23 protein-coding genes are annotated in these 25,116 nt (G+C 64.2%); 15 read left to right on the top strand and 8 right to left on the bottom strand.

Annotated features, from left to right (window positions below):
- Nucleotides 1-100: 100 nt before the first annotated feature.
- From ACSZPK_RS07240 to ACSZPK_RS07220, 5 genes are all read left to right on the top strand, one after another.
- Entirely contained in the window at nt 101-1,111 is a 1,011-nt protein-coding gene (locus ACSZPK_RS07240) for a DUF2804 domain-containing protein (protein ID WP_437880754.1), read from the top strand.
- 79 nt (nt 1,112-1,190) lie between these two features.
- Nucleotides 1,191-2,567: a class II fumarate hydratase gene (locus ACSZPK_RS07235; protein ID WP_437880753.1), complete on the top strand. Its 1,377-nt coding sequence runs from the start codon at nt 1,191-1,193 to the stop codon at nt 2,565-2,567.
- 155 nt (nt 2,568-2,722) lie between these two features.
- The gene (locus ACSZPK_RS07230) at nt 2,723-2,935 is read left to right on the top strand and encodes a DUF6316 family protein (protein ID WP_437880752.1); all 213 of its coding nucleotides are present in this window, start codon (nt 2,723-2,725) and stop codon (nt 2,933-2,935) included.
- A gap of 50 nt (nt 2,936-2,985) precedes the next feature.
- Complete coding sequence (mnmC, locus tag ACSZPK_RS07225) at nt 2,986-4,950, top strand: bifunctional tRNA (5-methylaminomethyl-2-thiouridine)(34)-methyltransferase MnmD/FAD-dependent 5-carboxymethylaminomethyl-2-thiouridine(34) oxidoreductase MnmC (RefSeq protein ID WP_437880751.1); 1,965 nt, start codon at nt 2,986-2,988, stop codon at nt 4,948-4,950.
- A gap of 216 nt (nt 4,951-5,166) precedes the next feature.
- Complete coding sequence (locus ACSZPK_RS07220; protein ID WP_437880750.1) at nt 5,167-8,634, top strand: response regulator; 3,468 nt, start codon at nt 5,167-5,169, stop codon at nt 8,632-8,634.
- A 35-nt stretch (nt 8,635-8,669) separates the two neighbouring features.
- Here ACSZPK_RS07220 and ACSZPK_RS07215 read toward each other — a convergent pair whose 3' ends face one another.
- Entirely contained in the window at nt 8,670-9,131 is a 462-nt protein-coding gene (locus tag ACSZPK_RS07215; RefSeq protein ID WP_437880749.1) for a DUF1353 domain-containing protein, read from the bottom strand.
- A 335-nt stretch (nt 9,132-9,466) separates the two neighbouring features.
- Between ACSZPK_RS07215 and ACSZPK_RS07210 the strand changes: the two genes are divergently transcribed.
- The 4 genes from ACSZPK_RS07210 to ACSZPK_RS07195 all read left to right on the top strand — a co-directional run bounded on the left by ACSZPK_RS07210 (nt 9,467) and on the right by ACSZPK_RS07195 (nt 14,607).
- On the top strand, nt 9,467-11,236 hold the full coding sequence (locus ACSZPK_RS07210; protein WP_437880748.1) for an N-acetylglutaminylglutamine amidotransferase: 1,770 nt from the start codon (nt 9,467-9,469) through the stop codon (nt 11,234-11,236).
- Nucleotides 11,237-11,336: 100 nt separating this feature from the next.
- Complete coding sequence (ngg, locus tag ACSZPK_RS07205; RefSeq protein ID WP_437880747.1) at nt 11,337-13,070, top strand: N-acetylglutaminylglutamine synthetase; 1,734 nt, start codon at nt 11,337-11,339, stop codon at nt 13,068-13,070.
- Nucleotides 13,071-13,080: 10 nt separating this feature from the next.
- On the top strand, nt 13,081-14,265 hold the full coding sequence (locus tag ACSZPK_RS07200) for an osmoprotectant NAGGN system M42 family peptidase (RefSeq protein ID WP_437880746.1): 1,185 nt from the start codon (nt 13,081-13,083) through the stop codon (nt 14,263-14,265).
- Between the two features lie 99 nt (nt 14,266-14,364).
- The gene (locus ACSZPK_RS07195; protein ID WP_437880745.1) at nt 14,365-14,607 is read left to right on the top strand and encodes a YheU family protein; all 243 of its coding nucleotides are present in this window, start codon (nt 14,365-14,367) and stop codon (nt 14,605-14,607) included.
- A 16-nt stretch (nt 14,608-14,623) separates the two neighbouring features.
- On the opposite strand, the gene ACSZPK_RS07190 is transcribed toward ACSZPK_RS07195, so the two are convergent.
- The 5 genes from ACSZPK_RS07190 to ACSZPK_RS07170 form a co-directional block, all read right to left on the bottom strand.
- Entirely contained in the window at nt 14,624-15,049 is a 426-nt protein-coding gene (locus ACSZPK_RS07190) for a hypothetical protein (protein WP_437880744.1), read from the bottom strand.
- A 149-nt stretch (nt 15,050-15,198) separates the two neighbouring features.
- Nucleotides 15,199-15,999 (bottom strand): hydroxypyruvate isomerase family protein, encoded by an 801-nt coding sequence (locus tag ACSZPK_RS07185; RefSeq protein WP_437880743.1) that lies wholly within the window; start codon nt 15,997-15,999, stop codon nt 15,199-15,201.
- Nucleotides 15,996-16,886: an NAD(P)-dependent oxidoreductase gene (locus ACSZPK_RS07180; protein WP_437880742.1), complete on the bottom strand. Its 891-nt coding sequence runs from the start codon at nt 16,884-16,886 to the stop codon at nt 15,996-15,998. The genes ACSZPK_RS07185 and ACSZPK_RS07180 overlap by 4 nt, the downstream gene beginning before the upstream one ends.
- 30 nt (nt 16,887-16,916) lie before the next feature.
- On the bottom strand, nt 16,917-17,288 hold the full coding sequence (locus ACSZPK_RS07175; RefSeq protein ID WP_437880741.1) for a DUF5064 family protein: 372 nt from the start codon (nt 17,286-17,288) through the stop codon (nt 16,917-16,919).
- Between the two features lie 40 nt (nt 17,289-17,328).
- A complete protein-coding gene (locus ACSZPK_RS07170) occupies nt 17,329-17,646 on the bottom strand; it encodes a DUF2288 domain-containing protein (protein ID WP_437880740.1) in 318 nt (105 codons plus the stop codon).
- Nucleotides 17,647-17,992: 346 nt separating this feature from the next.
- Here ACSZPK_RS07170 and ACSZPK_RS07165 point away from each other — a divergent pair, with 346 nt between their 5' ends.
- The 5 genes from ACSZPK_RS07165 to ACSZPK_RS07145 all read left to right on the top strand — a co-directional run bounded on the left by ACSZPK_RS07165 (nt 17,993) and on the right by ACSZPK_RS07145 (nt 22,874).
- Complete coding sequence (locus tag ACSZPK_RS07165) at nt 17,993-19,117, top strand: branched-chain amino acid ABC transporter substrate-binding protein (RefSeq protein ID WP_437880739.1); 1,125 nt, start codon at nt 17,993-17,995, stop codon at nt 19,115-19,117.
- Nucleotides 19,118-19,238: 121 nt separating this feature from the next.
- Nucleotides 19,239-20,159, top strand: a complete 921-nt coding sequence (gene livH / locus ACSZPK_RS07160) for a high-affinity branched-chain amino acid ABC transporter permease LivH (RefSeq protein WP_437880738.1) — start codon at nt 19,239-19,241, stop codon at nt 20,157-20,159.
- Complete coding sequence (locus tag ACSZPK_RS07155) at nt 20,156-21,409, top strand: high-affinity branched-chain amino acid ABC transporter permease LivM (RefSeq protein ID WP_437880736.1); 1,254 nt, start codon at nt 20,156-20,158, stop codon at nt 21,407-21,409. Before livH ends, ACSZPK_RS07155 begins: the two co-directional genes overlap by 4 nt.
- On the top strand, nt 21,406-22,173 hold the full coding sequence (gene livG / locus ACSZPK_RS07150; RefSeq protein ID WP_437880735.1) for a high-affinity branched-chain amino acid ABC transporter ATP-binding protein LivG: 768 nt from the start codon (nt 21,406-21,408) through the stop codon (nt 22,171-22,173). Before ACSZPK_RS07155 ends, livG begins: the two co-directional genes overlap by 4 nt.
- A complete protein-coding gene (locus ACSZPK_RS07145; protein ID WP_437880733.1) occupies nt 22,173-22,874 on the top strand; it encodes an ABC transporter ATP-binding protein in 702 nt (233 codons plus the stop codon). The genes livG and ACSZPK_RS07145 overlap by 1 nt, the downstream gene beginning before the upstream one ends.
- 109 nt (nt 22,875-22,983) lie before the next feature.
- On the opposite strand, the gene ACSZPK_RS07140 is transcribed toward ACSZPK_RS07145, so the two are convergent.
- Nucleotides 22,984-23,247, bottom strand: coding sequence for a DUF2790 domain-containing protein (locus ACSZPK_RS07140; RefSeq protein WP_437880731.1), 264 nt, complete (start codon nt 23,245-23,247; stop codon nt 22,984-22,986).
- Between the two features lie 321 nt (nt 23,248-23,568).
- Here ACSZPK_RS07140 and ACSZPK_RS07135 point away from each other — a divergent pair, with 321 nt between their 5' ends.
- Nucleotides 23,569-24,612 carry a metal-dependent hydrolase gene (locus tag ACSZPK_RS07135; RefSeq protein ID WP_437880729.1) on the top strand — a complete coding sequence of 348 codons (1,044 nt, stop codon included), beginning with the start codon at nt 23,569-23,571 and terminating at the stop codon, nt 24,610-24,612.
- Nucleotides 24,613-24,681: 69 nt separating this feature from the next.
- On the opposite strand, the gene ACSZPK_RS07130 is transcribed toward ACSZPK_RS07135, so the two are convergent.
- On the bottom strand, nt 24,682-25,059 hold the full coding sequence (locus tag ACSZPK_RS07130; protein ID WP_437880728.1) for a DUF1090 domain-containing protein: 378 nt from the start codon (nt 25,057-25,059) through the stop codon (nt 24,682-24,684).
- Nucleotides 25,060-25,116 lie beyond the last annotated feature (57 nt).

Raw genomic sequence — 25,116 nt, 5'->3', positions numbered from 1 at the left:
CGCTCGTTTCGCCAAGATACTGGCGGCCACAGGCGTTTTGAGGCACAGTGCTGCCCCTGCGACATTCCCGGTCGCACCTGCCTCTCACATGGATGTGTCGATGAACAGTTTCGCCAGCATCGCCGTGCCGCCTGTACAGGCCTTATGCGACAGCCGGGGCCAGTTGGACCCGCAGGCCGTTGGCTGGTCATCGCGCCCTCTGGTCAATTGTGCCCTGCCCGCACGCTTCGGCCGACGCAAGCGCTGGAACAACTGGTGCATCACCACACCACAGTGGATGCTGGTGCTGACCTTCGCCGACCTCGACTACATCGGCTATGGCGCCGTTCACTTCATCGACCTGCAAAGCAACTGCTTCGACAGCCGAGCCAAGATGCGCCTGTTCGGGCGGGGTTGCCATCTGCCGGACAATGCCAACGAGAGCCATGGCTTCGAGCATGCCGATCTGCAGTTGCGTGCCGAGGATCACGATGGCTTGATCCGCCTGACCGGGATGGCCGCCAATATCTGTGGCGAGCCTCTGCAGATCGCCCTCGACATCCAGCGCCCCGCGCATCTGGAGTCGATCAACCTGATCTGCCCGATGGGCAAAGACACCTTTCATGCCTGCTCGCGCCAGCTCGGCCTGCCAGTCAGCGGCGGCCTGCAACTGGGTCAACGTACGTTCGCCTGCCCTGTGGGCCACAGTTTCGCCTCACTCGACTTCGGCCGCGGCGTGTGGCCCCTGAACAGCGGCTGGACACGCGCCGCCTTCGCCGCACCCGGCGGTATCGCCGGCAATTTCGGCGCCGGCTGGACAGACTACAGCGGCCTGTCGGAAAACGCCCTGTGGTTTGGAGGCGAATTGTGCCACCTGGCCGAGCCGGTACGCCTGGTGCAACCCTCGAACGATCCCCTGGCGCCCTGGCACCTGACGTGCCCGAGCCAAAGCGTCGACCTTGCCTTCACCCCTCGCCAGCAACTCCAGTCGACCCCCAGGCTGGGTCCGCTGCATGCGGATATTCGCCAGTGGTTCGGCCATTTCGAAGGCGTGCTGCGCAGCCCCGACGGCGAACGGGTGCCGGTGGTGAACGCCAGCGGCTGGCTCGGCGCAACCCAGGCCCGCTGGTAGTCCAGCGACGATTCGCAAACCGCTGGAACCCCGCGCCAGCGCGAAGGCCTAAATTGCCGCACGCACAAGGAGAACTGCCATGAGCCGCACCGAAACCGACAGCATCGGCGCTATCGAAGTGCCTGAATCCTCCTACTGGGGCGCCCAGACCCAACGCTCCCTGATCAATTTCGCCATCGGCGAACAACGCATGCCGCTGGCCGTGCTGCACGCCCTGGCGCTGATCAAGAAAGCCGCGGCCAGGATCAATGGCCGCATCGGTGAGTTGCCCCCGGAAATCGCCCGCCTGATCGAACAAGCCGCCGACGAAGTGCTCGCCGGCCAGCACGACGACCAGTTCCCCCTGGTGGTCTGGCAGACCGGCAGCGGCACCCAGAGCAACATGAATGTCAACGAAGTGATTGCCGGGCGCGCCAACGAGCTGGCCGGCAAAGGCCGTGGCGGCAAAAGCCCAGTGCACCCGAACGATCACGTCAACCGCGCCCAGAGTTCCAACGACGCCTTCCCGACTGCCATGCACATCGCGGCGGTGCAGGCGATACACGACCAGTTGCTGCCGGCGCTGTCGGAACTGGCCAGCGGTATCGCCGAACAGTCAGACCGTCACGCCAACCTGGTGAAGACTGGCCGCACCCACTTGATGGATGCCACGCCAATCACCTTCGGCCAGGAGCTGTCGGCCTTCGTCGCGCAACTCGGTTATGCGGAAAAATCCATCCGTGCGGCCCTGCCGGCCGTCTGCGAGCTGGCCCAGGGCGGCACGGCGGTCGGTACCGGCCTGAATGCCCCCCAGGGCTTCGCCGAAGCCATCGCCCATGAACTGGCGGCGCTCTCCGGCCAGCCCTTCATCACCGCGCCGAACAAGTTCGCCGCCCTGGCCGGGCACGAGCCGCTGACTGCGCTGTCCGGGGCGTTGAAGACCCTGGCCGTGGCCCTGATGAAAATCGCCAACGACCTGCGCCTGCTCGGCTCCGGCCCGCGCGCGGGGCTCGCCGAAGTGCGCCTGCCGGCCAACGAGCCCGGCAGCTCGATCATGCCAGGCAAGGTCAACCCGACCCAGTGCGAAGCGCTGTCCATGCTCGCCTGCCAGGTACTGGGCAACGACTCGACCATCGCCTTCGCCGCCAGCCAGGGCCATCTGCAGCTCAACGTGTTCAAGCCGGTGATCATCCATAACCTGCTGCAATCGATACGTCTGCTCGCCGACGGCTGCCGTAACTTCAACGAACATTGCATCACCGGCCTGCAGCCGGATGCCCGACAGATGGCCGCGCACCTGGAGCGCGGCCTGATGCTGGTGACCGCGCTCAACCCACACATCGGCTACGACAAGGCCGCTGAAATCGCCAAAAAGGCCTACACCGAAGATCTCAGTCTGCGAGATGCGGCCATCGCCCTTGGCCACCTGAGCAATGAGCAGTTCGATCAGTGGGTGAAAGCAGAGGACATGCTCTGAAACGAGACCTTGGAGCGTCTCGGCTGAAGCCCCGCATTACCGCCTGTCGCCAGCTCCCCAGCCAGGCGCGTCACCTGGGGTTTTCAGCGTTTCAAGGGCTTGCGGCTTGCCGCGTTAAGCCTATGATTCATTCATTCTGCAAGGAGGCTTCAATCATGCTCGTCCAACGTACCGAGGATGCGGGCGCCAGCGTGCAATACCGCAGCGATCGCATCAGTTCCGTAAACGGCCGCTACTTCTTCACGACCCGCGAAGGGACGTTGGAAGGCCCGTTCTTTACCCGTGACGACGCGCAACGGGAGATCGCCTTTTACATCGCCCGTTTCCAGCAAGCCGCGAACCTGCTGGAAAACTGCCGGCTGTATTGATCCCGACAACGCCCTCACCGCTACAATGCGCACCTCGCTCGAGGTGCCGAATGCCAGAATCCTTAAACGCCCAGCTCGACTGGAACGATCAGGGCCAACCCTTTTCCCGCCAGTTCGATGACGTGTATTTCTCCCGAGAGGACGGCCTGGGTGAAACCCGTCATGTCTTTCTCGGCCACAACGACCTGCCTGCCCGTTTCGCGGCGCTGCCGGAAAACGGCCGGCTGGTCATCGGTGAAACAGGGTTCGGCACGGGCACCAACTTCCTCTGTGCCTGGCAGTCTTTCGAGCGGGAAGCCCCCGCCGGCGCTCGCCTGCACTTCGTCAGTGTCGAAAAATTCCCGCTCAGCCCGGCCGATCTGGGCAGGGCCCTGGCGCTCTGGCCAGAACTGAAAGAACAAACCGATCAGTTGCTCGAACAGTACGTGGCCATTCATCCAGGTTTCCAGCGCCTGGTCCTGGCGGGCGGCCGGGTGATCCTGACCCTGATGATCGGCGATGCCCTGGAAATGCTGCCGCAGCTCGACGCGCCTATCGACGCCTGGTTCCTCGATGGCTTCGCGCCGGCGAAAAATCCTGCGATGTGGACGCCCGAGCTGTTCGCCGAGTTGGCACGCCTGTCTGTCGCCGGCACCACCCTGAGCACCTTTACCTGCACCGGCTTCGTTCGCCGCGCGCTCAAGGACGCGGGCTTCGCCGTACGCCGGGTGCCAGGCCATGGCAAGAAATGGGAAAACCTGTGTGGCGCCTTCACCGGGCAGGCCAGTGCTACGGGCAAACCCTGGTTCGCTCGCCCTCGCCTCGCCGGTGAGCGTCGGGCATTGGTGGTCGGAGCCGGGTTGGCAGGCTGCGCGACGGCCGGGAGCCTGGCGGCCCGGGGCTGGCAGGTCACCCTGCTGGAGCGCCACGGCAAGATCGCCGACGAAGCCTCGGGCAACCCCCAGGGCGTGCTGTACCTCAAGCTGTCCGCCCATGGCACCGCGTTGTCACAACTGATCGTCGCCGGCTTCGGCCACACCCGCCGCCTGCTGCAGCGCTTGCAACAGGGAACTGACTGGTCCGCCTGCGGCGTGCTGCAATTGGCGTTCGATGATCAGGAGGCTGAGCGCCAGGCCAAGCTGGCGGCCGCCTTCCCCGGCGACCTGCTGCAATCGCTGGATCGCGAACAGGCCGAGCGCCGCAGCGGCATCGCCCTGGATTCTGGCGGCCTGTTCTATCCCGAAGCCGGCTGGGTCCATCCACCCGCCCTGTGCCAGGTACTGAGCCAGCATCCGAACGTCCAGGTTCGCCTGCATAACGAAGCCCTGGCCCTGCGTCGCCACGGCGAACAGTGGCAAGCATTGGCCGGTGACGAGGTGCTGGCCGAGGCTCCCGTAGTGGTGCTGGCCGGTGCCGCCGATATACATCGTTTCGCACAGAGTGCCGACTTGCCCCTGAAGCGCATTCGCGGTCAGATCACCCGCCTGGCGCAGACGCCAGCCAGCGCCGGGCTGGCCTGCGTGGTCTGCGCCGAAGGTTATGTCGCCCCCGCGCGCCACGGCGAACACACCCTGGGCGCAAGCTTCGACTTCCAGAGCGAAGACCTGGAACCGACCGTTGCCGAACACCTGGGCAACCTCGGGTTGCTCAAGGAGATTTCCGGCGACCTGGCGCAACGGCTGGATGCCGAAAAACTGCCCGTCGAACAGTTGCAGGGCCGCGCAGCCTTTCGCTGCACCAGCCCGGACTACCTGCCCATCGTCGGCCCGCTCGCCGACGCGGAGGCATTCGCCGAACGCTACGCCGTACTGGCTCGCGACGCCCGCCAGGTGCCGGATATCCCCTGCCCCTGGCTGGACGGCCTGTACGTCAACAGCGGCCATGGTTCTCGCGGCCTGATCAGCGCGCCACTGAGCGCGGAACTGCTCGCGGCCTGGCTGGAAAACGAACCCTTGCCGCTGCCTCGCCCGGTCGCCGAAGCCTGCCACCCCAACCGATTCGCCCTGCGCAGGTTGATTAGAGGGCACAAGGCCTGAACGGCTGAAATGCCTTGAAAGGCCCGCGCGGCACGGTTGCACGCCAGCGCACAACACGCGGTCCCCCCCTCTGACGATGAAGCCCTGACACGAAGCGCGGGGCCGATCGCGCCCCACTTGCCCTCGCAACCATTCATCCGGCGACTAAAGTGTGTTCAGGACGGCGTGCTGCGCCCGATGCAATCAGCATCACACCTTGTCATACGAGGAATGCCCATGAACACTGTCGTCACGGTTGACGAGAAGAGCTTTCGCAGAATCCTGGCGCGCAACGTGGTTATCCCGATCGCCACTGGAGCCCTCGGCGTCGCGCTATTCGTGGGCTTGATCACCTACCTGCTCAACGCCATCAGTTGGGTCGAGCACACCGATCGGGTGATCAGCCTGGCCAACGAGACCTATCGCCTGGGCATCGACCAACAGTCAGGCCTGCGCGGTTATCTGGTCGCCGGCCAGCCCGAGTACCTGGAACCCTACGAAGCGGCGCGCAGCCGGATCGGTCCGCGTATCGAAGAACTGCGCGGCATGGTCAAGGATAATTCGCTCCAGCTCGACCGCCTGCGCACCATCGAGGCCCTGCTCGCCCGATGGGAAGACAATGCACAGGAAATCATCGCCCTGCGCAAGGCTGGCCAGAGCCTGGATGAGCGCATCCGCAGCGGCCTCGGCAAACAGTTGATGGACAGCATACGCAGCCAGTTCGACGCCTTCATCGCCAGCGAGCAGCAACTACGCGAACAGCGCACCGATAAATCCAGCGCCATCGCCCTGTTCACCATCAGCCTGTATGTCCTGGCCAGCCTGGCCTTCAGTTGCCTGCTGGCGCTCTTCGGGCGACGCGAACTGCTCAGCCTTTCCAAGGCCTACGGCGATATCCTGGCACGCCAGGGCCGTTTCACCGAGCAACTCCAGCAACAAGCCTGGCAGCGCGAAGGCCAGTCGCAACTGGCAGCGCGCATCATCGGCCAGTTGAGCGCCCCGGCCATTGGCCGCGCCACCCTGAACTTCCTCGCCGACTACATCGACCTGGCCGTCGGCGCCTTCTATGCCCGCCAGGACGATGGTTCCCTGCGTCGCGTGGCGGATTACGGGTTCTCCGCCGAGCAACACAACTCCGCGTCAGCGGATGATCCCGCCGGGCTGCTCACCCAGGTTCTCGCCACGCAAAAGCCGCGTGTGCTCCAGGGCCTGACCACCCGCTACCTCAAGGTCAACTCGGGCCTGGGCAGCGACGATCCGCTTACGGTGATGCTTTCACCCACCGCAACCGAGGGTGAGGCCAACGGCATTCTCGAATTGGGCTTCATCGGCTCGCTGAGCCAACGTGAGCAGGACTTCATCGAGTCGATATCCATGAATCTGGGCATGTCGCTCGATGCCGCGCGCTACCGCAAGCGCCTGCACGATGCCTTGACCGACACCCAGCAGCTCAACGAAGAACTGCAAGTCCAGCAGGAAGAACTGAAAAGCGCCAACGAGGAGCTGGAAGACCAGGCCAATCTGATCCGCGAGTCCCAGGCCAGCCTTGAAGTCCGCCAGGCCGAACTGGAACAGACCAACGAGCAGCTCAACGACTATGCGCAGCGCCTGCGCCTGCAACGCGACGAGCTCGACCAGCGCAATCACTCGCTGGCCCAGGCGCGCGGCGACCTGGAGCAGAAAGCCGAGGAACTGCAACGTGCCAGCCAATACAAGTCGGAGTTCCTCGCCAACATGTCCCATGAGCTGCGCACGCCGCTGAACAGCTCGCTGATCCTCTCGCGCATGCTGGCCGACAACCAGCGGGGCAACCTCGACCCCAAGCAGGTCAAGTACGCCGAACTGATCTACTCCTCCGGCAAGGACCTGCTGGTGCTGATCAACGACATCCTCGACATCGCCAAAGTCGAGGCCGGGCGCCTCGAAGTGCGTCCGGCGAACACCAATGTCAGGGAATTGCTCCTGGGGCTGGAAAGCGTATTCACCCCCATCGCCAGGGAAAACGCTCTGGGCTTCAGCCTGCACATCGCCGACGGCACGCCCGAGCATTTCTTCAGCGATGGCCAGCGCGTCGAGCAGATCCTCAAGAACCTGCTGTCCAACGCCTTCAAATTCACCAACCAGGGCTCGGTAGAGCTGCGCGTCAGCCCGGTGGAGCATGGCATCGCCTTCGCCGTGAACGATACGGGCATCGGTATCGACACCTCGCAGCAGGAGTTGATCTTCGAAGCCTTCCGCCAGCTCGACAGCGGCATCAGCCGGGAATTTGGCGGCACCGGCCTGGGCCTGTCGATCTCACGCAACCTGGCACAGATGCTCGGTGGCCATCTCCAGGTCAGCAGCGAACCGCAACGTGGCAGTTGCTTTACCCTCTGGCTGCCTCTCGACTACGCGGACGAAAAGGCCCCTGCCGTGCCGTTGGCAGCCCCGGCCCTGCCCAATCCGCTAGCGCCGCTGGAGCCTTCGACAGGCGCTTCAACGCCACACTTCCCCGATGATCGCGACAAGGAGGACATCCACGGCCGCAGCGTGCTGGCCGTCGAGGACGAGCCCAGGTTCGCCCAGATTCTCTACGACCTCGCTCATGAGCTGGGCTATCGCTGCCTGATCGCCGGCAGCGCCAGCGAAGGCCTGGAACTGGTCAAGTCGCAACACCCCGATGCCATCCTGCTGGACATGCGCCTGCCTGACGAGCCTGGGCTTTCGCTGCTCCAGCGCCTCAAGGAAAACCCGCACAGCCGGCACATCCCGGTGCATGTCATCTCCACCGACGACCGTACCGAACTCGCCCTGCACCTGGGCGCCATCGGCTATGCCCAGAAGCCGACCAGCCGCGAGGAACTGATCCAGGTCTTCGCCCGCCTCGAGGCGCGCCTGGAGCAGCGTGTCGGCCGTATCCTGGTGGTGGAAGGCAATGCCAGCGAGCGCACCGGCATCAGCGAGCTGGTCAACGACGAAGGTATCGACGTCACCGCCGTGGAAGGTGGCGAGCAGGCCCTGGAGCAACTGCGCCAGCGCAGCTTCGACTGCATCGTCATCGGCCTGCACCTGCAGGACATGACAGGCAGCGAACTGCTCAACCGCATGGCCCGGGATATCGAAGAGCCCAGGCCGCCGGTGATCGTCTATTCGACACGCATCCTGTCCCGGAGCGAAGAAGAAGAGCTGCTGCACCACTCGCGCTCGATCATCATCAAGGGCGCCCGCTCGCCAGAACGCCTGCTCGATGAAGTGACGCTGTTCCTGCACAAGGTCGAATCCTCGTTTTCCGATGATCGCCAACGCATGCTGCAAAGCGTGCGCAACCGCGACAAGGTGTTCGAAAACCGCCTGGTCATGGTGGTCGACGACGACGTGCGCAACGTCTATGCCCTGATCAGCGCCCTGGACGCCAAGGGGGCCAAGGTCATCAGCGCGCGCAACGGCCAGGAGGCCCTGGAGAAGCTGGAGAAGAACCCGGGTATCGAGTTGGTGCTGATGGACGTGATGATGCCGGTGATGGACGGCTTCGAAGCCACCCGACGGATTCGCCAGACCCCGCGCTGGAGCAAGCTGCCGATCATCGCCGTCACGGCCAAGGCAATGAAGGATGACCAGGACCAGTGCATGGAGGCCGGTGCCAGCGATTACCTGGCCAAGCCCATCGACCTGGATCGCCTGTTCTCGCTGATTCGGGTCTGGCTACCCAAGCGCGATCACCCGTGAGATGAAAGCGTGCTGGTCAGCATAGCCAGCGGAGTTCAGGCGGCACGCCGCCTGTTGTAGCGCAGCACGCAGAACAGGCGCACGCCCGCCCACACCAGCCACGCCCGCCAGCGCCCATAGCCGCTGGCGCACAGCGCATTGAAGAGCACCTTGTCGGCATCCGGCCGGGACAGCTCACCAGTGGCATACAAGCGATCATGCAGCGCGGCGGCGGCGGCGCCATGGCCAATCACGCCGGCGTAGAGCGACAGGAAGAACATGTCGATGATCATGAACACGACCCCGACGATCGCCGACAACTCGTAGGTGGCAAAACCGACCAGTAGCAGGATTGCGGCGACGTTGCGCAGGGGCCGCACGCTGGCGAAATCGGTTTCGGTACCGGCTGGCGACCACTGGCGACCGTACTCCGGGTCCATGAACGACAGCGGGCCGATGAGGCGCCAGGTGTGGCGTTCTGTCTGTTCGACCTGCAGCGGATCGAGGAATCGGTCCATGAGTCTCTCCAATCGGAAATGTTGTTATCGGCGCGCTGCGCATGCGGCTACGACCGCTCTCCGACAGGATAGTTTCCACGGTTTGATTCAGCCACGGACAGTGCAGACAGGGTCTGTCCCGGAGGTTTTTATTGAACGATCGGGCGTGACGGGGACTCGAAAAAACTTGCGCCAAACCGAACGAGCCAGTCGGAACGGCGCATGTACGGTACGAAACATACGTATGCGCTACCGGCCGAAGATGCCTGAACACGCGGCCCAGGAGCGCTACGACACTGCTACGGACTGGAACGAAAGGAGGAACCGAGCCCAGCTTGTAGAGGGCTTTATCGATTATGTGTGGAATCGCTGGAGAGCTGCGCCTTGACCACCGACCGGCCGACCTGGCCGCTGTCGAACGAATCACCCATCACCTGGCCCCACGCGGCCCCGACGCCCACGGCTTCCATAGCCAAGGCCCCGTCGCCCTGGGCCACCGCCGCCTGAAAATCATGGACCTCGCCGAAGCCTCCGGACAGCCGATGATCGACAGCGATCTGGGCCTGTCCATGGTCTTCAACGGCGCCATCTACAACTACCCGGAACTGCGCAACGAGCTCCAGGCGCTCGGTTACCGTTTCTTTTCCGATGGCGATACCGAAGTGCTGCTCAAGGGCTACCACGCCTGGGGCGAAAAGCTGTTGCCCAGGCTCAATGGCATGTTCGCCTTCGCCATCTGGGAACGTGATCGCCAGCAACTGTTCATCGCCCGCGACCGCCTTGGCGTGAAACCGCTGTACCTGTCGCAGAACGAGCAGCGCCTGCGTTTCGCATCGACATTGCCCGCCCTGCTGCAGGGTGGAGATATCGACACCGGGATCGACCCGCTGGCACTGAATCACTACATGAACTTTCACGCCGTGGTGCCGGCACCGAACACCCTGCTCAAGGGCGTGAAGAAACTTCCCCCGGCAAGTTGGATGCGCATCGACGCCGAGGGCAACAGCAACGTGCAAAGCTGGTGGCAGCTCGACTACGGCCCTCGCGCCGACGAGCAGGACTTCGGCCTGGAAGAGTGGCGCGACCAAGTACTCGACGGCATGCGCGAAGCCGTGGCCATCCGCCAGCGCGCGGCGGTCGACGTCGGCGTGCTGCTGTCCGGCGGGGTCGATTCGAGCATGCTGGTCGGCCTGCTGCGCGAAGCCGGGGTGGAAAACCTGCTGACCTTCTCCATCGGTTTCCAGGATGCCGGCGGCGAACGCGGCGACGAATTCCAGTACTCGGACCTGATCGCCCAGCGCTTCGCCACCCGCCACCATCAATTGCGCATCGACGAACACGAGATCATCGAGCAGTTGCCGGCGGCCTTCCGCGCCATGAGCGAGCCGATGGTCAGCCACGACTGCATCGCCTTCTACTTGCTGTCCCGCGAAGTCGCCAGGCACTGCAAGGTGGTGCAGAGCGGCCAGGGTGCCGATGAGCTGTTCGCCGGTTATCACTGGTATCCGCTGGTCGATGGCGCCGACGACGCCTTCAGCGCCTATCGCCGCGCCTTCTTCGACCGCGAGCATGATGAGTACGCGGCCTGCGTGATGCCGCAGTGGCTGGGCGACGACCATGCCGGCGACTTCGTTCGCCAGCACTTCGCCCAGCCCGGCGCCAGCGATGCGGTGGACAAGGCCCTGCGCCTGGACAGCACGGTGATGCTGGTCGACGACCCGGTCAAACGGGTCGACAACATGACCATGGCCTGGGGCCTGGAAGCGCGCACGCCGTTCCTCGATTACCGCCTGGCCGAGCTGTCGGCACGTATCCCGGCCCGCTTCAAGCTGCCGGATGGCGGCAAATACGTCCTCAAGGAAGCGGCGCGCAAGGTGATTCCCGCCGAAGTGATCGACCGCCCCAAGGGCTACTTCCCGGTGCCCGGCCTCAAGCACCTGGAAGGCGCGACCCTGGGCTGGGTACGCGACCTGCTGGCCGACCCCAGCCAGGATCGCGGCCTGTTCAACCCGGCCATGCTCGACCGCCTGCTCAGCGATCCGCATGGCCAGCTCACGCCCCTGCGCGGCTCGAAACTCTGGCAGATGGCCGCGCTCAACCTGTGGTTGACCGAGCACGGCCTGTAGCAGGCCAAGGCTGCCGTACCGATAACGCTACGGCAGGTTCTTTTCAATGAGCGAACGCCCCGCAGCGGGCGAAGCAATCTGCAAAGGAAGCGACCCGATCATGCGCGCCACTGCCCTCAACCAACGTCTCCAGCGCGGCCAGGCTCCCTCGTACGAGCGATTGCAGGCCAAATATGCGCAAGGCCAGAACACCCGACCGGATGAACCGGTGGCCTTGCATTGCGGCTGGGGACGCCTTCTCATTGGCCATACCTTTGCAACGCCTGAAGCCCTGTCCAGCGAGCTGCTGAGCGAGGTTTCCGGGGAACGCGACATCGCCCTGTACGTGGCCGCGCCACACCAGGTGCTCGCCCAGGCGCCACAGCAATTGTTCCTCGACCCTTCCGATACCCTGCGCCTCTGGTTCACCGACTACCGCCCGGCCCGCCGCAGCTTTCGCGGCTACCGCATCCGCCGCGCGCAGAGCGCCGAAGACTGGCAAGCGATCAATCGCCTTTACCAGACCCGCGGCATGCTGCCGATCGACCCGGAAAAACTCACCCCCCGCCACCAGGGCGGGCCGGTCTACTGGCTGGCCGAGGACGAAAACAGCAACGCGGTGATCGGCAGCGTCATGGGCATCAATCACAAACGCGCCTTCCAGGACCCGGAGCGCGGCAGCAGCCTCTGGTGCCTCGCCGTCGACCCGCACTGCACACGCCCGGGCGTCGGCGAAGTGCTGGTCCGTCATCTGGTCGAACACTTCATGAGCCGAGGCCTGGGCTATCTCGACCTGTCCGTGCTGCATGACAACAAGCAGGCCAAGAGCCTGTACGCCAAATTGGGCTTCCGCCCGCTGCAGACCTTCAGCCTCAAGCGCAAGAACGGCTTCAACCAGCCATTGTTCATCGGCCCCAACAATCACGATGAGCTCAACCCTTACGCACGAATCATCGTCGACGAAGCGCTGCGGCGCGGTATCGAGGTACAGGTCGACGATGCCGAGGCCGGCCTGTTCACCCTCAGCCAGGGCGGACGACGGATTCGCTGCCGCGAGTCGCTGTCGGACCTGACCAGCGCCGTGAGCATGACCCTGTGCCAGGACAAACGCCTGACTCACCGCACGCTCGAACGTGCCGGGCTGCAACAGCCGCAACAGCGCCTGGCCGGCAGTGCCGAGGAAAACGTCGAGTTCCTTGCCGAGCACCAGCGCGTGGTGGTCAAACCGGTCGATGGCGAACAGGGCCAGGGCGTGGCGGTGGACCTGCGCACGCCCGAGGCGCTGGCCAAGGCCATCGAGCAGGCACGTCGCTTCGATAGCCGCGTGCTGCTGGAAAGCTTCCATGCAGGCCTCGACCTGCGCATCGTGGTGATTGGCTTCGAGGTGGTCGCCGCGGCCATTCGCCGGCCGGCCGAAGTGGTCGGCGATGGACACCACAGCATCGGCGCCCTGATCGAGGCCCAGAGCCGCCGGCGCCAGGCCGCCACTGGCGGCGAAAGCCGCATACCGCTGGACGAGGAAACCCAGCGCACCCTGAACGATGCCGGCTTCGACTACGACAACGTACTGCCTGCCGGGCAATACCTGGCAGTGCGCAAGACCGCCAACCTGCATACCGGCGGCACCCTGGAGGACGTCACCGCGATCCTTCACCCAACCCTGCGCGAAGCGGCCATTCGTGCCGCGCGCGCGCTGGACATCGCCGTGGTCGGCCTCGACCTGCTGGTGCCGGCGGCCGACCAGCCCGAACACGTATTCATCGAGGCCAACGAGCGCTGCGGCCTGGCCAACCATGAACCACAACCGACCGCCGAACGTTTCATCGATCTGCTGTTCCCGCTCAGCCAGGTATGAGGAAGTAAGCATGGCCCAACTGCCCGAACCCGATCTGCCCTACCTGCGCAAGGTGTTGCTGGAAATGCTCGCCATTCCCAGCCCGACGGGCTTCACCGACACCATCGTGCGCTACGTCGCCGAACGCCTGGAGGAAATCGGCCTGCCATTCGAGCTGACCCGTCGCGGGACCATCCGCGCCACGCTGCTGGGACGCCAGAAAAGCCCCGACCGCGCGGTGTCCGCGCACCTCGACACGATTGGCGCGATTGTCCGCGAGATCAAGGACAACGGCCGCCTGGGCCTGGCGCCGGTAGGCTGCTGGTCGAGCCGCTTCGCCGAGGGCAGCCGGGTCAGCCTGTTCACCGACGATGGCGTGGTGCGTGGCAGCGTCCTGCCCTTGATGGCATCGGGGCACGCCTTCAATACCGCCGTCGACACCCTGCCGATCAGTTGGGATCACGTCGAGCTGCGTCTCGATGCCTACAGCACCACCCGCGCCGACTGCGAGTCGCTGGGCGTGCACATCGGCGACTTCGTGGCCTTCGATCCGCTGCCGGAATTCACCGAGAGCGGCCATATCAGTGCCCGTCACCTGGATGACAAGGCTGGCGTCGCCGCGTTACTCACGGCCCTCAAGGGCATCACCGAAGCCAGGCTGGTGCCGCCGATCGATTGCCACCCGCTGTTCACCATCACCGAGGAGGTCGGCTCCGGGTCGGCCGGAGCGCTGCCGTGGGATGTCAGCGAGTTCGTCGGTATCGACATCGCCCCGGTAGCGCCGGGCCAACAGTCCAACGAACACTCCGTGAGCGTGGCGCTGCAGGACTCGGGCGGGCCCTATGACTATCATCTGTCGCGCCACCTGCTGAAGCTGGCCAAGGATGACAACCTGGCGATCCGCCGCGACCTGTTCCGCTACTACCACAGCGACGCCCAGTCGGCGATTACCGCCGGCCATGACACCCGTACCGCCCTGCTGGCCTTCGGCTGCGACGCCACCCATGGCTATGAGCGCACCCATATCGACAGCCTGGAAAACCTGACCCGGCTGCTCGGCCGCTACATGATGAGTCCGCCGGTGTTCGCCAACGATACGGTCGACAGCCAGTCGCTGGAGCGCTTCAGCCATCAGATCGAGCACGATACGCAGATGGCCAACGACACCCAGGTGCCGAACATCGACAGTATCCTGGGCAATCGCCCTGCGGAATGAGCCCGCGCGTTGTCGTCAGGCGGCCCGCTGGCCGCCGGATCATCGCCGACGGTGGCCCTTCAGCGTAGAATGGCCACCCCGCCACCCGTCCTGAATACCATGCTGATTCCCTACGACCTGCTCGAAGCCGAGACCCTGACCCGCCTGCTGGAAGACTTCGTGACCCGCGAGGGCACCGACAATGGCGACGAGACGCCCCAGGACGTGCGAGTCGAGCAGGCCCGCCACGCCTTGCACAAGGGCCTGGCAGTGATCGTCTTCGATCCGGACAGCCAGCAATGCCAGTTGCTGCTCAAGGAGCAGGTGCCGGCGGAACTGCTCGACAGCGAAAACAACGCTTGAGGCTTGGAGGCCCGCGTCAATGCAGGCCGCCCTCGCGCTCCCACACGCAGCGCATGCGCAGGTCGCCATCATGAGGCGTATGGAAACCGCTCTCGGACTCCCAGCGAAAGGTGTGCGCGCCATTGAGCTCGGTTTCCAGGTGCACCACCGCACTGCTCCATGACAGGCGCTTGAGCAAGGCTTCGAAGGCCTGGACCCAGAGACTCCACTCATATTCGACGGCCTGGTAGCTGGCGCCGAAATGGATCACCTGGGTCTGGTAGAGACCCTCGCCTTCGCTGGCACAGAAGGAAAACATCTCGCGCCCGAGAAACGGCCAGCCATCGCCCTGCGGCAGGCTCTCCAGCACCTGACGGTTGGCTGCGCGTCGGGCCTGGCGCTCCTCGTAATCCCCGGATGGCCAATCCCGGATACAGCCATAGACGATGGATTCAGCGTCCACGCGGGGTCTCCCTCAAAAACAGCCTGCCTTCTAACACAACGTCACCGAGCTGCACAAAAATCCCGCTGCAATCTGCCAAACCGTTCCAGGGCGTTCGCAGCAACCCGGCCAACAGGCGCAATATGGGCATGGCAACCATGCAGCCTGGTCTATTCGGAGCGAAACGCCAGCAGCCCCTGTCGCCACTGCGACAGCCAGCCCAGCGTCTCCTCGGTCTTCTGGGTCGGCCGGTATTCCGCGCCCAGCCAGCCGCCATAGCCGCTATCGCGCAATGCCGCCAAAGCCGTGGCGAAATCGAGCAAAGCGCTGCCTGGTTCTCCACGTCCAGGGCAATCGGCAAATTGCACATGGCCGATGCGCCCGGCCAACAGCTGGATGGCCCCCGCAAGATCCAACCCCTGGCGGGCCATGTGGTAGAAGTCGAGCTGCGCCAGGCAATTGGGATGGGCGACCCGTCGCAGCAGCTCATCCAGGTCTGCTGGCGTGCACAACCACACGCCCGGCATATCCAGCGGATTGAGTGCCTCGCACAGCACGCCGATCCCCAGCAGTTGAAAAGCCTCGGCCGTCTTGCGCAGATTATTCGCCAGGGTAGCCAGCGCCTCGTCTCGCGACTGCCCCTCGGCCAGGCGGCCGGGCAGCACATTGACGAATGCCGGCCGCACCATGGCGGCGTAGGTCAGCGCCTCCTGCAACGCCTGGTCGAACTCGGCCTGGCGCCGCGCCCATGCCGATATGCCCGGCCCACCACTCAGCATGTCGCCCGCCGGCAGGTTGATCAGATGCAGCGGCATGCCCGCCATCTGCAAGGCCTCCTTGAGGCGAATGGCCGGAATCTCGTAGGGAAACTGAATCTCCACGCCATCGAATCCAGCCGCAGCGGCGGCAACGATACGCTCGATCAGCGGCCGCTCGTTGAACAGCAGGCTCAGGTTGGCGGAAATCTTCATGGCGTCTCCTCTCGATACATCTGCACCAGGGTCGCAGGGTCGCTATGCAGATGCCCCTGCGCACCGTGCAGGCGCATCAGTTGCGCGGCCAGGCCGGTCATCGGCGTGGCCGCGCCCTGCTGACGGGATATCTGCACCGCGGTATCCAGGTCCTTGAGCAAGGTGCGCACGTGCCACTTGATCGGCTCGAAGCGGTTCCCGGCCATCTGCGGCGCGAGAATCTGCAGCGGCTTCGAATCGGCAAAGCCGCCAGCCAGAGCGGTTGCAATAAGCGCGGCATCGACCCCGGAGCGCTCCGCCAGGGCGATCACTTCAGCGATCACCAACGCATTGCAAGCGACGATCATCTGGTTGCAAGCCTTGGTCACCTGCCCCGCGCCGACATCGCCCATCCGCGTGAGGCGCTGACCAATATGCGCCAATATGGGGCGAATCCGCTCGATATCTTCGGCCACGCCACCCGCCATGATCGCCAGGCTGCCCGCCTCGGCTCCGGACGTGCCGCCGGATACCGGCGCATCGACCCAGCGCATGCCGCCGCGCCGTTCCAGCTCGGCCGCCATTTCCCGCGTGGCCGCGGGGTCAAGGCTGGAGAAATCCACCAACAGTTGCCCTGGTCGGGCGCCCTCGACGATACCGTCCGCAGCGAACACCACCTCACGCACGGCGGCGGTATCGGCCAGGCAAAGCATGACGATGTCGCTGTCTACGCAGAGCTCGGCGGGCCGGGACACTGCCAGCGCGCCTCGCTCTTCCAAGGGTTTCAATTTGTCGCCGGAGCGATTCCACACCCGGAGGGAGTAGCCGGCATCCAGCAGGCGGTGGCTCATTGGCAGGCCCATCAGGCCGATCCCAGCGAAGGCGAGCCGGGGTGCAGGGGAGTTCATAGGCGCTCCTGAAAATGGCGGGCGCCTATCCTACCCCGCCCTGCCGAAACCGTCCTTTTCCAGATGGTCGAGGTCGACCCGGTCCCCCGCATGAGCGTTCAACAGCCGACGGATGTCTTCGAACATCAGCTCGAATTCGCGGTGGTCGTGCAAGAAGTAGCGCTGCGCGTCCTCCAGGCCGTGACTGCTCAGCTTGCGGGTCGCCACGCTGGCCAGATTGGGGGCCATGTCCCGGTGCAGCTCGAAGGTTTCGGCGAACGGCTTGCCGTCGATAGTGCCCTCCAGGGCGCAGTGCAGCATCGGTCCTTCGGCCGCGTCGCGGCGCACCTCGTAGCGCAGGTCGATGGTGAAGGCAGGATGCTCGGAGAGACTGGCACAGTGCAGGTGGCCGGGTGCGAACATGGTGGGCGCTCCTTGGGTCGGGAACCCCGTTTGACCCGGATCAGTGCAAAGTGGTTTCGCCGTCACGCTCCTGCACCAGCACCCATGGCGCAACCACCACGGCCCATAGCGAGGGATCGCGCGCCTGCAGGTCCTGGGCGCGCTCGCTCTCCACCTTGTTCACCTGCCCAGCGTTGAGCCACTGGCCGACCTTGGCCTGGTCATCCTCGGCCACGGCCAGTGCGACCTCGACCAGGTCGAGGGCGCCGTCCACCCAGAGCAAGGCACCCCGTGCGAAGAACGGCTGCAGCTCCTGCCAGGTAATCGCGGCGGTTTCACCAAGCAACTTGGCATAGAGGGTGCTTGTTTGTTCCGACATGACTCATCTCGTAATGAAAAACGGCGGCCATGATAACGCCGCGCGCCCGGGTCCGTTCCGGTTTCGTCGGCACATTGGCGAAACACCGCTGAAGCGGTCCAGCGCATGCGGCAGCTGTACCGGAGTGACCGTCCGGTCAGCGAAAATGGCGCCGTGATTCTGTACTAATGTGTCAACCAAGCGACACCCTTCCCGCCCTGTCCTGGCCGCTGGCTTTTCAAGCCGGGAAACGGGGCTCTACACTGTGCCGGTACAGTCGCCGCACAGGTTGGTTGGATGTGGTCTCTGTCCCTGCTGCCCAGACAGCACGGATTACAAAAACGAAAGCAGAAACGAGTGGAGCACTATGAAAAAGGCTAGCAAGCACCTTTCCAAGCTGTTCGCCGCCATGGCACTGGCTGGAGTGACCAGCCATTCGATGGCCGCCGACACCATCAAGATCGCCCTGGCGGGACCGGTCACCGGCGCCGTCGCCCAGTACGGCGAAATGCAGTTCATCGGTGCCAAGATGGCCATCGACCAGATCAACAAGGCTGGCGGCGTCAACGGCGCGCAGCTGGAAGGCGTGGTCTACGACGACGCCTGCGACCCGAAACAAGCGGTCGCCGTGGCCAACAAGATCGTCAACGACGAAGTCAAGTTCGTGGTCGGCCACCTCTGCTCCAGCTCCACCCAGCCGGCGTCCGACATCTATGAAGACGAAGGCATCCTGATGATCACCGCGGCCTCGACCAGCCCGGAAATCACCAGCCGTGGCTACCACCTGATCTTCCGCACCATAGGCCTGGACAGCCTGCAAGGCCCGACCGCCGGCAAGTTCATCGCCGAACACGTCAAGCCCAAGACCGTCGCCGTCATCCACGACAAGCAGCAGTACGGCGAAGGCATCGCCACCGCGGTCAAGCAGACCCTCGAGGCAGCCGGCACCAAGGTCGCCCTGTTCGAAGGCATCAATGCCGGCGACAAGGACTTCTCCGCGCTGATCGCCAAGCTCAAGCAAGCCAACGTCGACTTCGTCTACTACGGCGGCTACCACCCGGAACTGGGCCTGCTGCTGCGCCAGACCAAGGAAAAAGGCCTGAACGTCAAGTTCATGGGCCCGGAAGGCGTGGGTAACAGCGAAATCTCCGCCATCGCCGGCCCGGCCTCCGAAGGCATGCTGGTGACCTTGCCGAAATCCTTCGACCAGGACCCGAAGAACAAGGCACTGGTCGAGGCCTTCAAGGCCAAGAAAGAAGACCCGAGCGGCCCGTTCGTCTTCCCCGCCTATGCCGCCGTGCAGGTCATCGCCGAAGGCATCGAGAAAGCTGGCAGCACCGACAACACCGACAAGGTGGCCGAAGCACTGCGCTCGAACACCTTCGACACGCCGACCGGCGCGCTTGCCTTCGACGAGAAGGGCGATCTGAAAGACTTCAACTTCGTGGTCTACGAGTGGCACCAGGACGGCACCAAGACCGAAGCCAAATAAGTCCTGCTTCAAGCCCAAAAGAAGCCCACTGCACGCGCAGTGGGCTTTGTTTATTCCAGAGAATTCCGGTGTCGCGCCGTGTCACGAGCACAGTCTTGCGCGATGACCCAGGAGTTAGGCAATGCCTGAGCTTTATCACTACCTGCAACAACTGATCAACGGCCTGACCGTCGGCAGTACCTATGCGTTGATCGCCATTGGCTACACCATGGTCTACGGCATCATCGGCATGATCAACTTCGCCCACGGCCAGGTGTACATGATCGGTTCGTACATCGCCTTCATCGCCATCACCGCATTGATGGCGTTCGGCGTCGACAGCGTGCTGCTGATCATGGCCGTGGCGTTCGTCGCCAGCATCATCGTCACCAGCGCCTTCGGCTACAGCATCGAGCGCGTCGCCTATCGCCCCCTGCGCGGCGGCAACCGCCTGATTCCGCTGATCTCGGCGATCGGCATGTCGATCTTCCTGGAAAACGCCATCATGTTGTCCCAGGGCTCCAAGGACAAGGCGATTCCCAACCTGCTGCCCGGCAACTTCGTACTCGGCGGCGAGCTGCACAACGTGACCATTTCCTACATGCAGGTACTGATCTTCCTGGTCACCCTGGCCAGCATGGTCGCCCTCACCCTGTTCATCTCCCGCTCCCGCCTGGGCCGGGCCTGCCGGGCCTGCGCCGAAGACATCAAGATGGCCAACCTGCTGGGCATCAACACCAACAACATCATCGCCCTGACCTTCGTCATCGGCGCGGCGCTGGCCGCGGTCGCCGCCGTGCTGCTGGGCATGCAGTACGGCGTGATCAACCCGAACCTGGGCTTCCTCGCCGGCATCAAGGCGTTCACCGCGGCCGTGCTCGGCGGTATCGGCAGCATTCCCGGCGCCGTGCTCGGCGGCCTGGTGCTCGGTGTGGCCGAGGCCTTCGGCGCCGATGTATTCGGTGACCAGTACAAAGACGTGGTGGCCTTCAGCCTGTTGGTGCTGGTGCTGCTGTTCCGCCCGACCGGCATTCTCGGTCGTCCGGAGGTAGAGAAGGTATGAACAATAATCTCAAGACAGCGGTGTTCAGCACCGTCCTGCTGCTGTTGGTCTCCTACCCCATCCTCGGCCTGAAGCTGAATATCGTCGGCATCGGCCTGCAAGTGCATGGCGCCAGCAAGCAGACCCTGTGGAGCATCGCCGTGGCAGCCGTGCTGATGTTCGTCTGGCAATTGCTGCGCGACAAGTTGCCAGGCCAGGCACGCCTGGTGGCACTGGTTCCTGGTGTGCCTGGCGGAGTGAAGAACACCCTGACCCTGCCGCACATACAGCGCCTGATCCTGGTCGTTTTGTTCATCGTGGCCCTGGTCTGGCCGTTCTTCGGCTCGCGGGCCGCCGTGGACATCGCCACCGTGGTGCTGATCTACGTGATGCTGGGCATCGGCCTGAACATCGTCGTCGGTCTCGCCGGCCTGCTCGACCTGGGTTACGCCGGTTTCTACGCCGTGGGCGCCTATACCTACGCGATGCTCGCCGAGTACGCCGGCTTCGGCTTCTGGACCGCCCTGCCCATCGCCGGCCTGGCGGCCGCCACCTTCGGCTGCCTGCTCGGCTTCCCGGTCCTGCGCCTGCGCGGCGACTACCTGGCCATCGTCACCCTGGGCTTCGGCGAGATCATCCGCATCCTCCTGCGCAACCTGACCGATATCACCGGTGGTCCCAACGGCATCAGCTCGATTCCCAAGCCGGACCTCTTCGGCCTGTCGCTGGACCGTAGGGCCCCCGACGGCGGCCAGACCCTGCATGACTTCCTCGGCATCGCCTACAACTCCAACCTGAAGGTGATATTCCTCTACCTGATCGCCCTGCTCATGGTGCTGGTCGCCCTGGCGGTGATCAACCGGGTCATGCGCATGCCCATCGGCCGCGCCTGGGAAGCCCTGCGCGAAGACGAGATCGCCTGCCGCGCCCTCGGCCTCAACCCGACCACGGTCAAGCTGTCCGCCTTCACCATGGGCGCCACCTTCGCCGGCTTCGCGGGTTGCTTCTTCGCCGCTCGCCAGGGCCTGATCACCCCCGAGTCGTTCAACTTCAACGAGTCGGCCATGATCCTCGCCATCGTCGTGCTCGGCGGCATGGGCTCGCAACTGGGCATCATCTTCGCCGCCACGGCACTGGTGCTGCTGCAGGAAATGCGCGACCTCGCCGAATACCGCATGCTGATGTTCGGCCTGACCATGATCGTCATGATGATCTGGCGTCCACAGGGCCTGATGCCCATGCAGCGCCCCCACCTGGAGTTGAAACCATGAGCCGCCCGATTCTCGAAGTCAGCGGGCTGACCATGCGCTTCGGCGGCCTGCTGGCCGTCAACAACGTCGCCCTGTCCGTTCAGCCCAAGCAGGTGGTGTCGATGATCGGCCCCAACGGCGCGGGCAAGACCACCGTGTTCAACTGCCTCACCGGCTTCTACCAGCCCACCGGCGGCGAGATCCTCCTCGAAGGCGAGGCCATCCAGGGCCTGCCGGGGCACAAGATCGCCCGCAAGGGCGTGGTGCGCACCTTCCAGAACGTCCGCCTGTTCAAAGAAATGACCGCGGTGGAGAACCTGCTGGTTGCCCAGCACCGCCATCTCAATACCAATTTCCTCGCCGGGCTGCTGAAAACCCCGGGCTTTCGCAAGAGCGAACGCGAGGCGATGGAATATGCCGCCTACTGGCTGCAACAGGTCAACCTCACCGAGGTGGCCAACCGTCCGGCGGGCACCCTCGCCTACGGCCAGCAGCGTCGCCTGGAAATCGCCCGCTGCATGATGACGCGCCCGCGCATCCTCATGCTCGACGAGCCGGCGGCGGGCCTCAACCCCAGGGAAACCGAGGACCTCAAGGCCCTGATCGCCCTGCTGCGCAACCAGCACAACGTCACCGTGCTGCTGATCGAGCACGACATGCACCTGGTCATGAGCATTTCCGACCATATCTACGTGGTCAACCAGGGCACGCCCCTGGCCAACGGCACACCGGAGCAGATCCGCAACAACCCGGACGTGATCAAAGCCTATCTGGGGGAAGCCTGATGCTCTCGTTCAACAACGTCTCCACGTTCTACGGCAAGGTCCAGGCCCTGCACAACGTCAGCATCGACGTGCAGAAAGGCGAAATCGTGACCCTGATCGGTGCCAACGGCGCCGGCAAGTCGACCCTGCTGATGACCCTGTGCGGCTCGCCGCGTGCGGCCAGCGGCAGCATTCGCTACATGGGCGATGAACTGGTGGGCCTGGAGTCCTCGCAGATCATGCGCAAGAGCATTGCCGTGGTGCCCGAGGGGCGCCGGGTGTTCGCCCGCCTGACCGTCGAGGAAAACCTGGCCATGGGCGGTTTCTTCGGCAGCAAGATCGAGAACCAGGAGCAACTGGACAAGGTCCTGCACCTGTTCCCGCGTCTCAAGGAACGCTTCGAGCAACGCGCCGGCACCATGTCCGGCGGCGAACAGCAAATGCTCGCCATCGGCCGCGCGCTGATGAGCAAGCCCAAGCTGTTGCTGCTCGACGAGCCGTCGCTGGGCCTGGCGCCGATCATCATCCAGCAGATCTTCACCATCATCGAGCATCTGCGCGAGAGTGGCGTCACGGTGTTCCTGGTCGAGCAGAACGCCAACCAGGCGCTCAAGCTGGCCGATCGCGCCTATGTGCTGGAAAACGGCCGCATCGTCATGCAGGGCAGCGGCGCTGACCTGCTGGTCGATCCCAAGGTGCGCGACGCCTATCTCGGCGGTTGATAAGCGAACTGACGAACCGCCCTACGGGGCGTTTTCTCTTGTGGCGCACCAATAAAAAAGCCCGGCGCAAAGCCGGGCCAAGGAGCAAAAACGAAGAAGGGAAACGCAGTCAGCTATTCGAGCAACCATTGCCCTGGATCAGGTAGGCCAGGCGGTGCAGGTTGCCCTGGTGATCCTCGTAGACCATGTAGCTGGTCATCAGGCCACAGGTGGTGGAACTGTCGGTGAGCGAAACGACATGGTCGATGTCCAGTTTCATACCGTAGTGGTACTGCTCTACCGGGAGTTGGGAATCGGGGCTGGTCTGTCCATTGTCCTGTGCGAAGGCGAGCGGAGACAGGCCGGCGAGCGCCAGCAAAACCAAGGCTTTCATTTGGGAAGTGTCCAATTTCGAGAAAGGAACTTCGACCCGCCCGCTGGCGGGTCGAAGGTACATCGCGAGATCCGTTGGTACGGTGCGCTAAGTACGGTTTGCCTCTCGTGGAAGGCGTGGCAATTCTAGGTCTGCGTCGTTGCGACACATAGCGCTGATCGAGACAAGGACTATGGCGCCAGACTCAACAATCGTTGCCGGGCAAATCGCCATGGAGCACTCGGCGAGTGCGCTGGCGGAAATCTTTAGACGGAATTTGCGCCCTGCACGATCGCTCGGCGACGGGTAAGTTAAGCGCCTTTGCAGCGACCAAGACGACCCATGGACTCGATTACCCAGGCAGTACTCGGCGCCACCCTGCAGGGCGCTCTGCTCGGCCGCTGGCAAGGACGACGCGCCCTGCTCTACGGCGCGGCGCTGGCCACCGTGCCCGACCTCGACGTGTTGCTCGACTATGGCGACCCGATCTGGCAAATGACCTTCCACCGGGGCTTCAGCCACTCGCTGTTCATCCTCAGCGGCCTGGCCTTGCTGCTGACCCTGTTGATACGACGATGGCAGGCGCACCCGGGCTATTCGGCCAGGCGCCTGTTCCTGACGCTCTGGCTGGTGTTGATCACACACCCGCTGTTGGACGCCTTCACCAGCTACGGCACCCAGTTGCTCTGGCCATTCGCCCCACCACCCGTGGCCTGGTCCTCGGTGTTCGTCATCGACCCGCTGTACAGCCTGCCGTTGCTGGTTGCAGTGGCCGTCGGGCTGATCCGTGGCCTCAAGGACAGAGCGCCACGCTTGCCGGCCGTAGCCCTGGCGCTGTCGACGCTGTACCTGGCCTTCACCTTATGCGGCAAATGGATGGCCGAAAGCCGCGTGGAGCAAGTGCTGGCTCGCCAGGGCATCCAGGCCGAATACCTGTTCAGTTCGCCCACCCCGTTCAACAGCCTGCTCTGGCGGGTCACGGCAATCGACGGCGCGACCTATCACGAAAGCGTGGTCGGTTGGTTCGACCACGAGCCGCCGACACTGGTGAGCCTGCCGCGCGGTAGCGTCCTCGCCGACGCGGTGGCCGATTCGCCCCAGCGGCAGCGCTTGCAATGGTTCACCCGCGACGTGCTGCGCTACGACCAGGTTGGCGATCAGTTGCTGGTCACCGACCTGCGCCTGGGTTTCACTGGCTTTCATCCGTTCCGCTTCGCCCTCGCCCAACGCCAGGACGGCGCCTGGCGCTTGCTCGACCCGGTACGGCAACTGCCCTTCTCGCGGGGCGGCCTGGCGGAACTGGAACTGCTCTGGCAGCGCATCTGGCGGCAACAGCCGGAGCTACCGCTGCAAACCTGGGCCGACGGGCTGAGGGGAGATAATTGACTTGCTACCCACGCGGTCGATATCGGGATGGCCGTTGAGAGACACGAGCGAGGCAGCCGGCTAGGCGAGTCATCGCCCGACCGAATCCTGCGCCTGCTTCAAGCTGGCCTTGGCCTCATCGAGCTTGGCCTGGCGCTTGGCCAGCTTCGTCGCGCTGCCGCCGCTGGAGCGCTCTTCATCCAGCTCGGCTTGGCGTTGCTCAACCTTGCGTCGCGCCTCGGCGAGCTTGGCGTTGTCTTCGCGTAGCAACCCGGCGTCGCTGCAGTTGGCCTTGAGTTGCCGCAAGGCACTTTGCAAGCCCTTGACGCGCTGGGTATTTCCAGCGGCCTGCGCGGCCTGGATTTCCTGCTGAACCGAATCAGCCTTGGCCTTGCACCGTGGGTTGTCATCGGCCAGAACCAGCACGGGCTGGCAGGCGATCAACAGCAGTGGGATCCATCGTTTCATCCATGTACTCCTCGTCGATAACGACCCCAAGGATAGCCAAGCGCTCGAGAACCACCA

This window comes from Pseudomonas sp. LRF_L74 (assembly GCF_965644255.1).
Classification (GTDB): Bacteria; Pseudomonadota; Gammaproteobacteria; order Pseudomonadales; family Pseudomonadaceae; genus Aquipseudomonas.
Note: the sequence above shows the minus strand (reverse complement) of the source record. Positions and strands in the feature narration are given on the sequence as shown.

What these genes read in the sequence shown, in the direction of transcription:
- ACSZPK_RS07240 (WP_437880754.1), top strand. Translation starts at nt 101, where the DNA reads ATGAACAGTTTCGCCAGCATCGCCGTGCCGCCTGTACAGGCCTTATGC.
- ACSZPK_RS07235 (WP_437880753.1), top strand. Translation starts at nt 1,191, where the DNA reads ATGAGCCGCACCGAAACCGACAGCATCGGCGCTATCGAAGTGCCTGAA.
- ACSZPK_RS07230 (WP_437880752.1), top strand. Translation starts at nt 2,723, where the DNA reads ATGCTCGTCCAACGTACCGAGGATGCGGGCGCCAGCGTGCAATACCGC.
- mnmC (WP_437880751.1), top strand. Translation starts at nt 2,986, where the DNA reads ATGCCAGAATCCTTAAACGCCCAGCTCGACTGGAACGATCAGGGCCAA.
- ACSZPK_RS07220 (WP_437880750.1), top strand. Translation starts at nt 5,167, where the DNA reads ATGAACACTGTCGTCACGGTTGACGAGAAGAGCTTTCGCAGAATCCTG.
- ACSZPK_RS07215 (WP_437880749.1), bottom strand. Translation starts at nt 9,131, where the DNA reads ATGGACCGATTCCTCGATCCGCTGCAGGTCGAACAGACAGAACGCCAC.
- ACSZPK_RS07210 (WP_437880748.1), top strand. Translation starts at nt 9,467, where the DNA reads ATGTGTGGAATCGCTGGAGAGCTGCGCCTTGACCACCGACCGGCCGAC.
- ngg (WP_437880747.1), top strand. Translation starts at nt 11,337, where the DNA reads ATGCGCGCCACTGCCCTCAACCAACGTCTCCAGCGCGGCCAGGCTCCC.
- ACSZPK_RS07200 (WP_437880746.1), top strand. Translation starts at nt 13,081, where the DNA reads ATGGCCCAACTGCCCGAACCCGATCTGCCCTACCTGCGCAAGGTGTTG.
- ACSZPK_RS07195 (WP_437880745.1), top strand. Translation starts at nt 14,365, where the DNA reads ATGCTGATTCCCTACGACCTGCTCGAAGCCGAGACCCTGACCCGCCTG.
- ACSZPK_RS07185 (WP_437880743.1), bottom strand. Translation starts at nt 15,999, where the DNA reads ATGAAGATTTCCGCCAACCTGAGCCTGCTGTTCAACGAGCGGCCGCTG.
- ACSZPK_RS07180 (WP_437880742.1), bottom strand. Translation starts at nt 16,886, where the DNA reads ATGAACTCCCCTGCACCCCGGCTCGCCTTCGCTGGGATCGGCCTGATG.
- ACSZPK_RS07175 (WP_437880741.1), bottom strand. Translation starts at nt 17,288, where the DNA reads ATGTTCGCACCCGGCCACCTGCACTGTGCCAGTCTCTCCGAGCATCCT.
- ACSZPK_RS07170 (WP_437880740.1), bottom strand. Translation starts at nt 17,646, where the DNA reads ATGTCGGAACAAACAAGCACCCTCTATGCCAAGTTGCTTGGTGAAACC.
- ACSZPK_RS07165 (WP_437880739.1), top strand. Translation starts at nt 17,993, where the DNA reads ATGAAAAAGGCTAGCAAGCACCTTTCCAAGCTGTTCGCCGCCATGGCA.
- livH (WP_437880738.1), top strand. Translation starts at nt 19,239, where the DNA reads ATGCCTGAGCTTTATCACTACCTGCAACAACTGATCAACGGCCTGACC.
- ACSZPK_RS07155 (WP_437880736.1), top strand. Translation starts at nt 20,156, where the DNA reads ATGAACAATAATCTCAAGACAGCGGTGTTCAGCACCGTCCTGCTGCTG.
- livG (WP_437880735.1), top strand. Translation starts at nt 21,406, where the DNA reads ATGAGCCGCCCGATTCTCGAAGTCAGCGGGCTGACCATGCGCTTCGGC.
- ACSZPK_RS07145 (WP_437880733.1), top strand. Translation starts at nt 22,173, where the DNA reads ATGCTCTCGTTCAACAACGTCTCCACGTTCTACGGCAAGGTCCAGGCC.
- ACSZPK_RS07140 (WP_437880731.1), bottom strand. Translation starts at nt 23,247, where the DNA reads ATGAAAGCCTTGGTTTTGCTGGCGCTCGCCGGCCTGTCTCCGCTCGCC.
- ACSZPK_RS07135 (WP_437880729.1), top strand. Translation starts at nt 23,569, where the DNA reads ATGGACTCGATTACCCAGGCAGTACTCGGCGCCACCCTGCAGGGCGCT.
- ACSZPK_RS07130 (WP_437880728.1), bottom strand. Translation starts at nt 25,059, where the DNA reads ATGAAACGATGGATCCCACTGCTGTTGATCGCCTGCCAGCCCGTGCTG.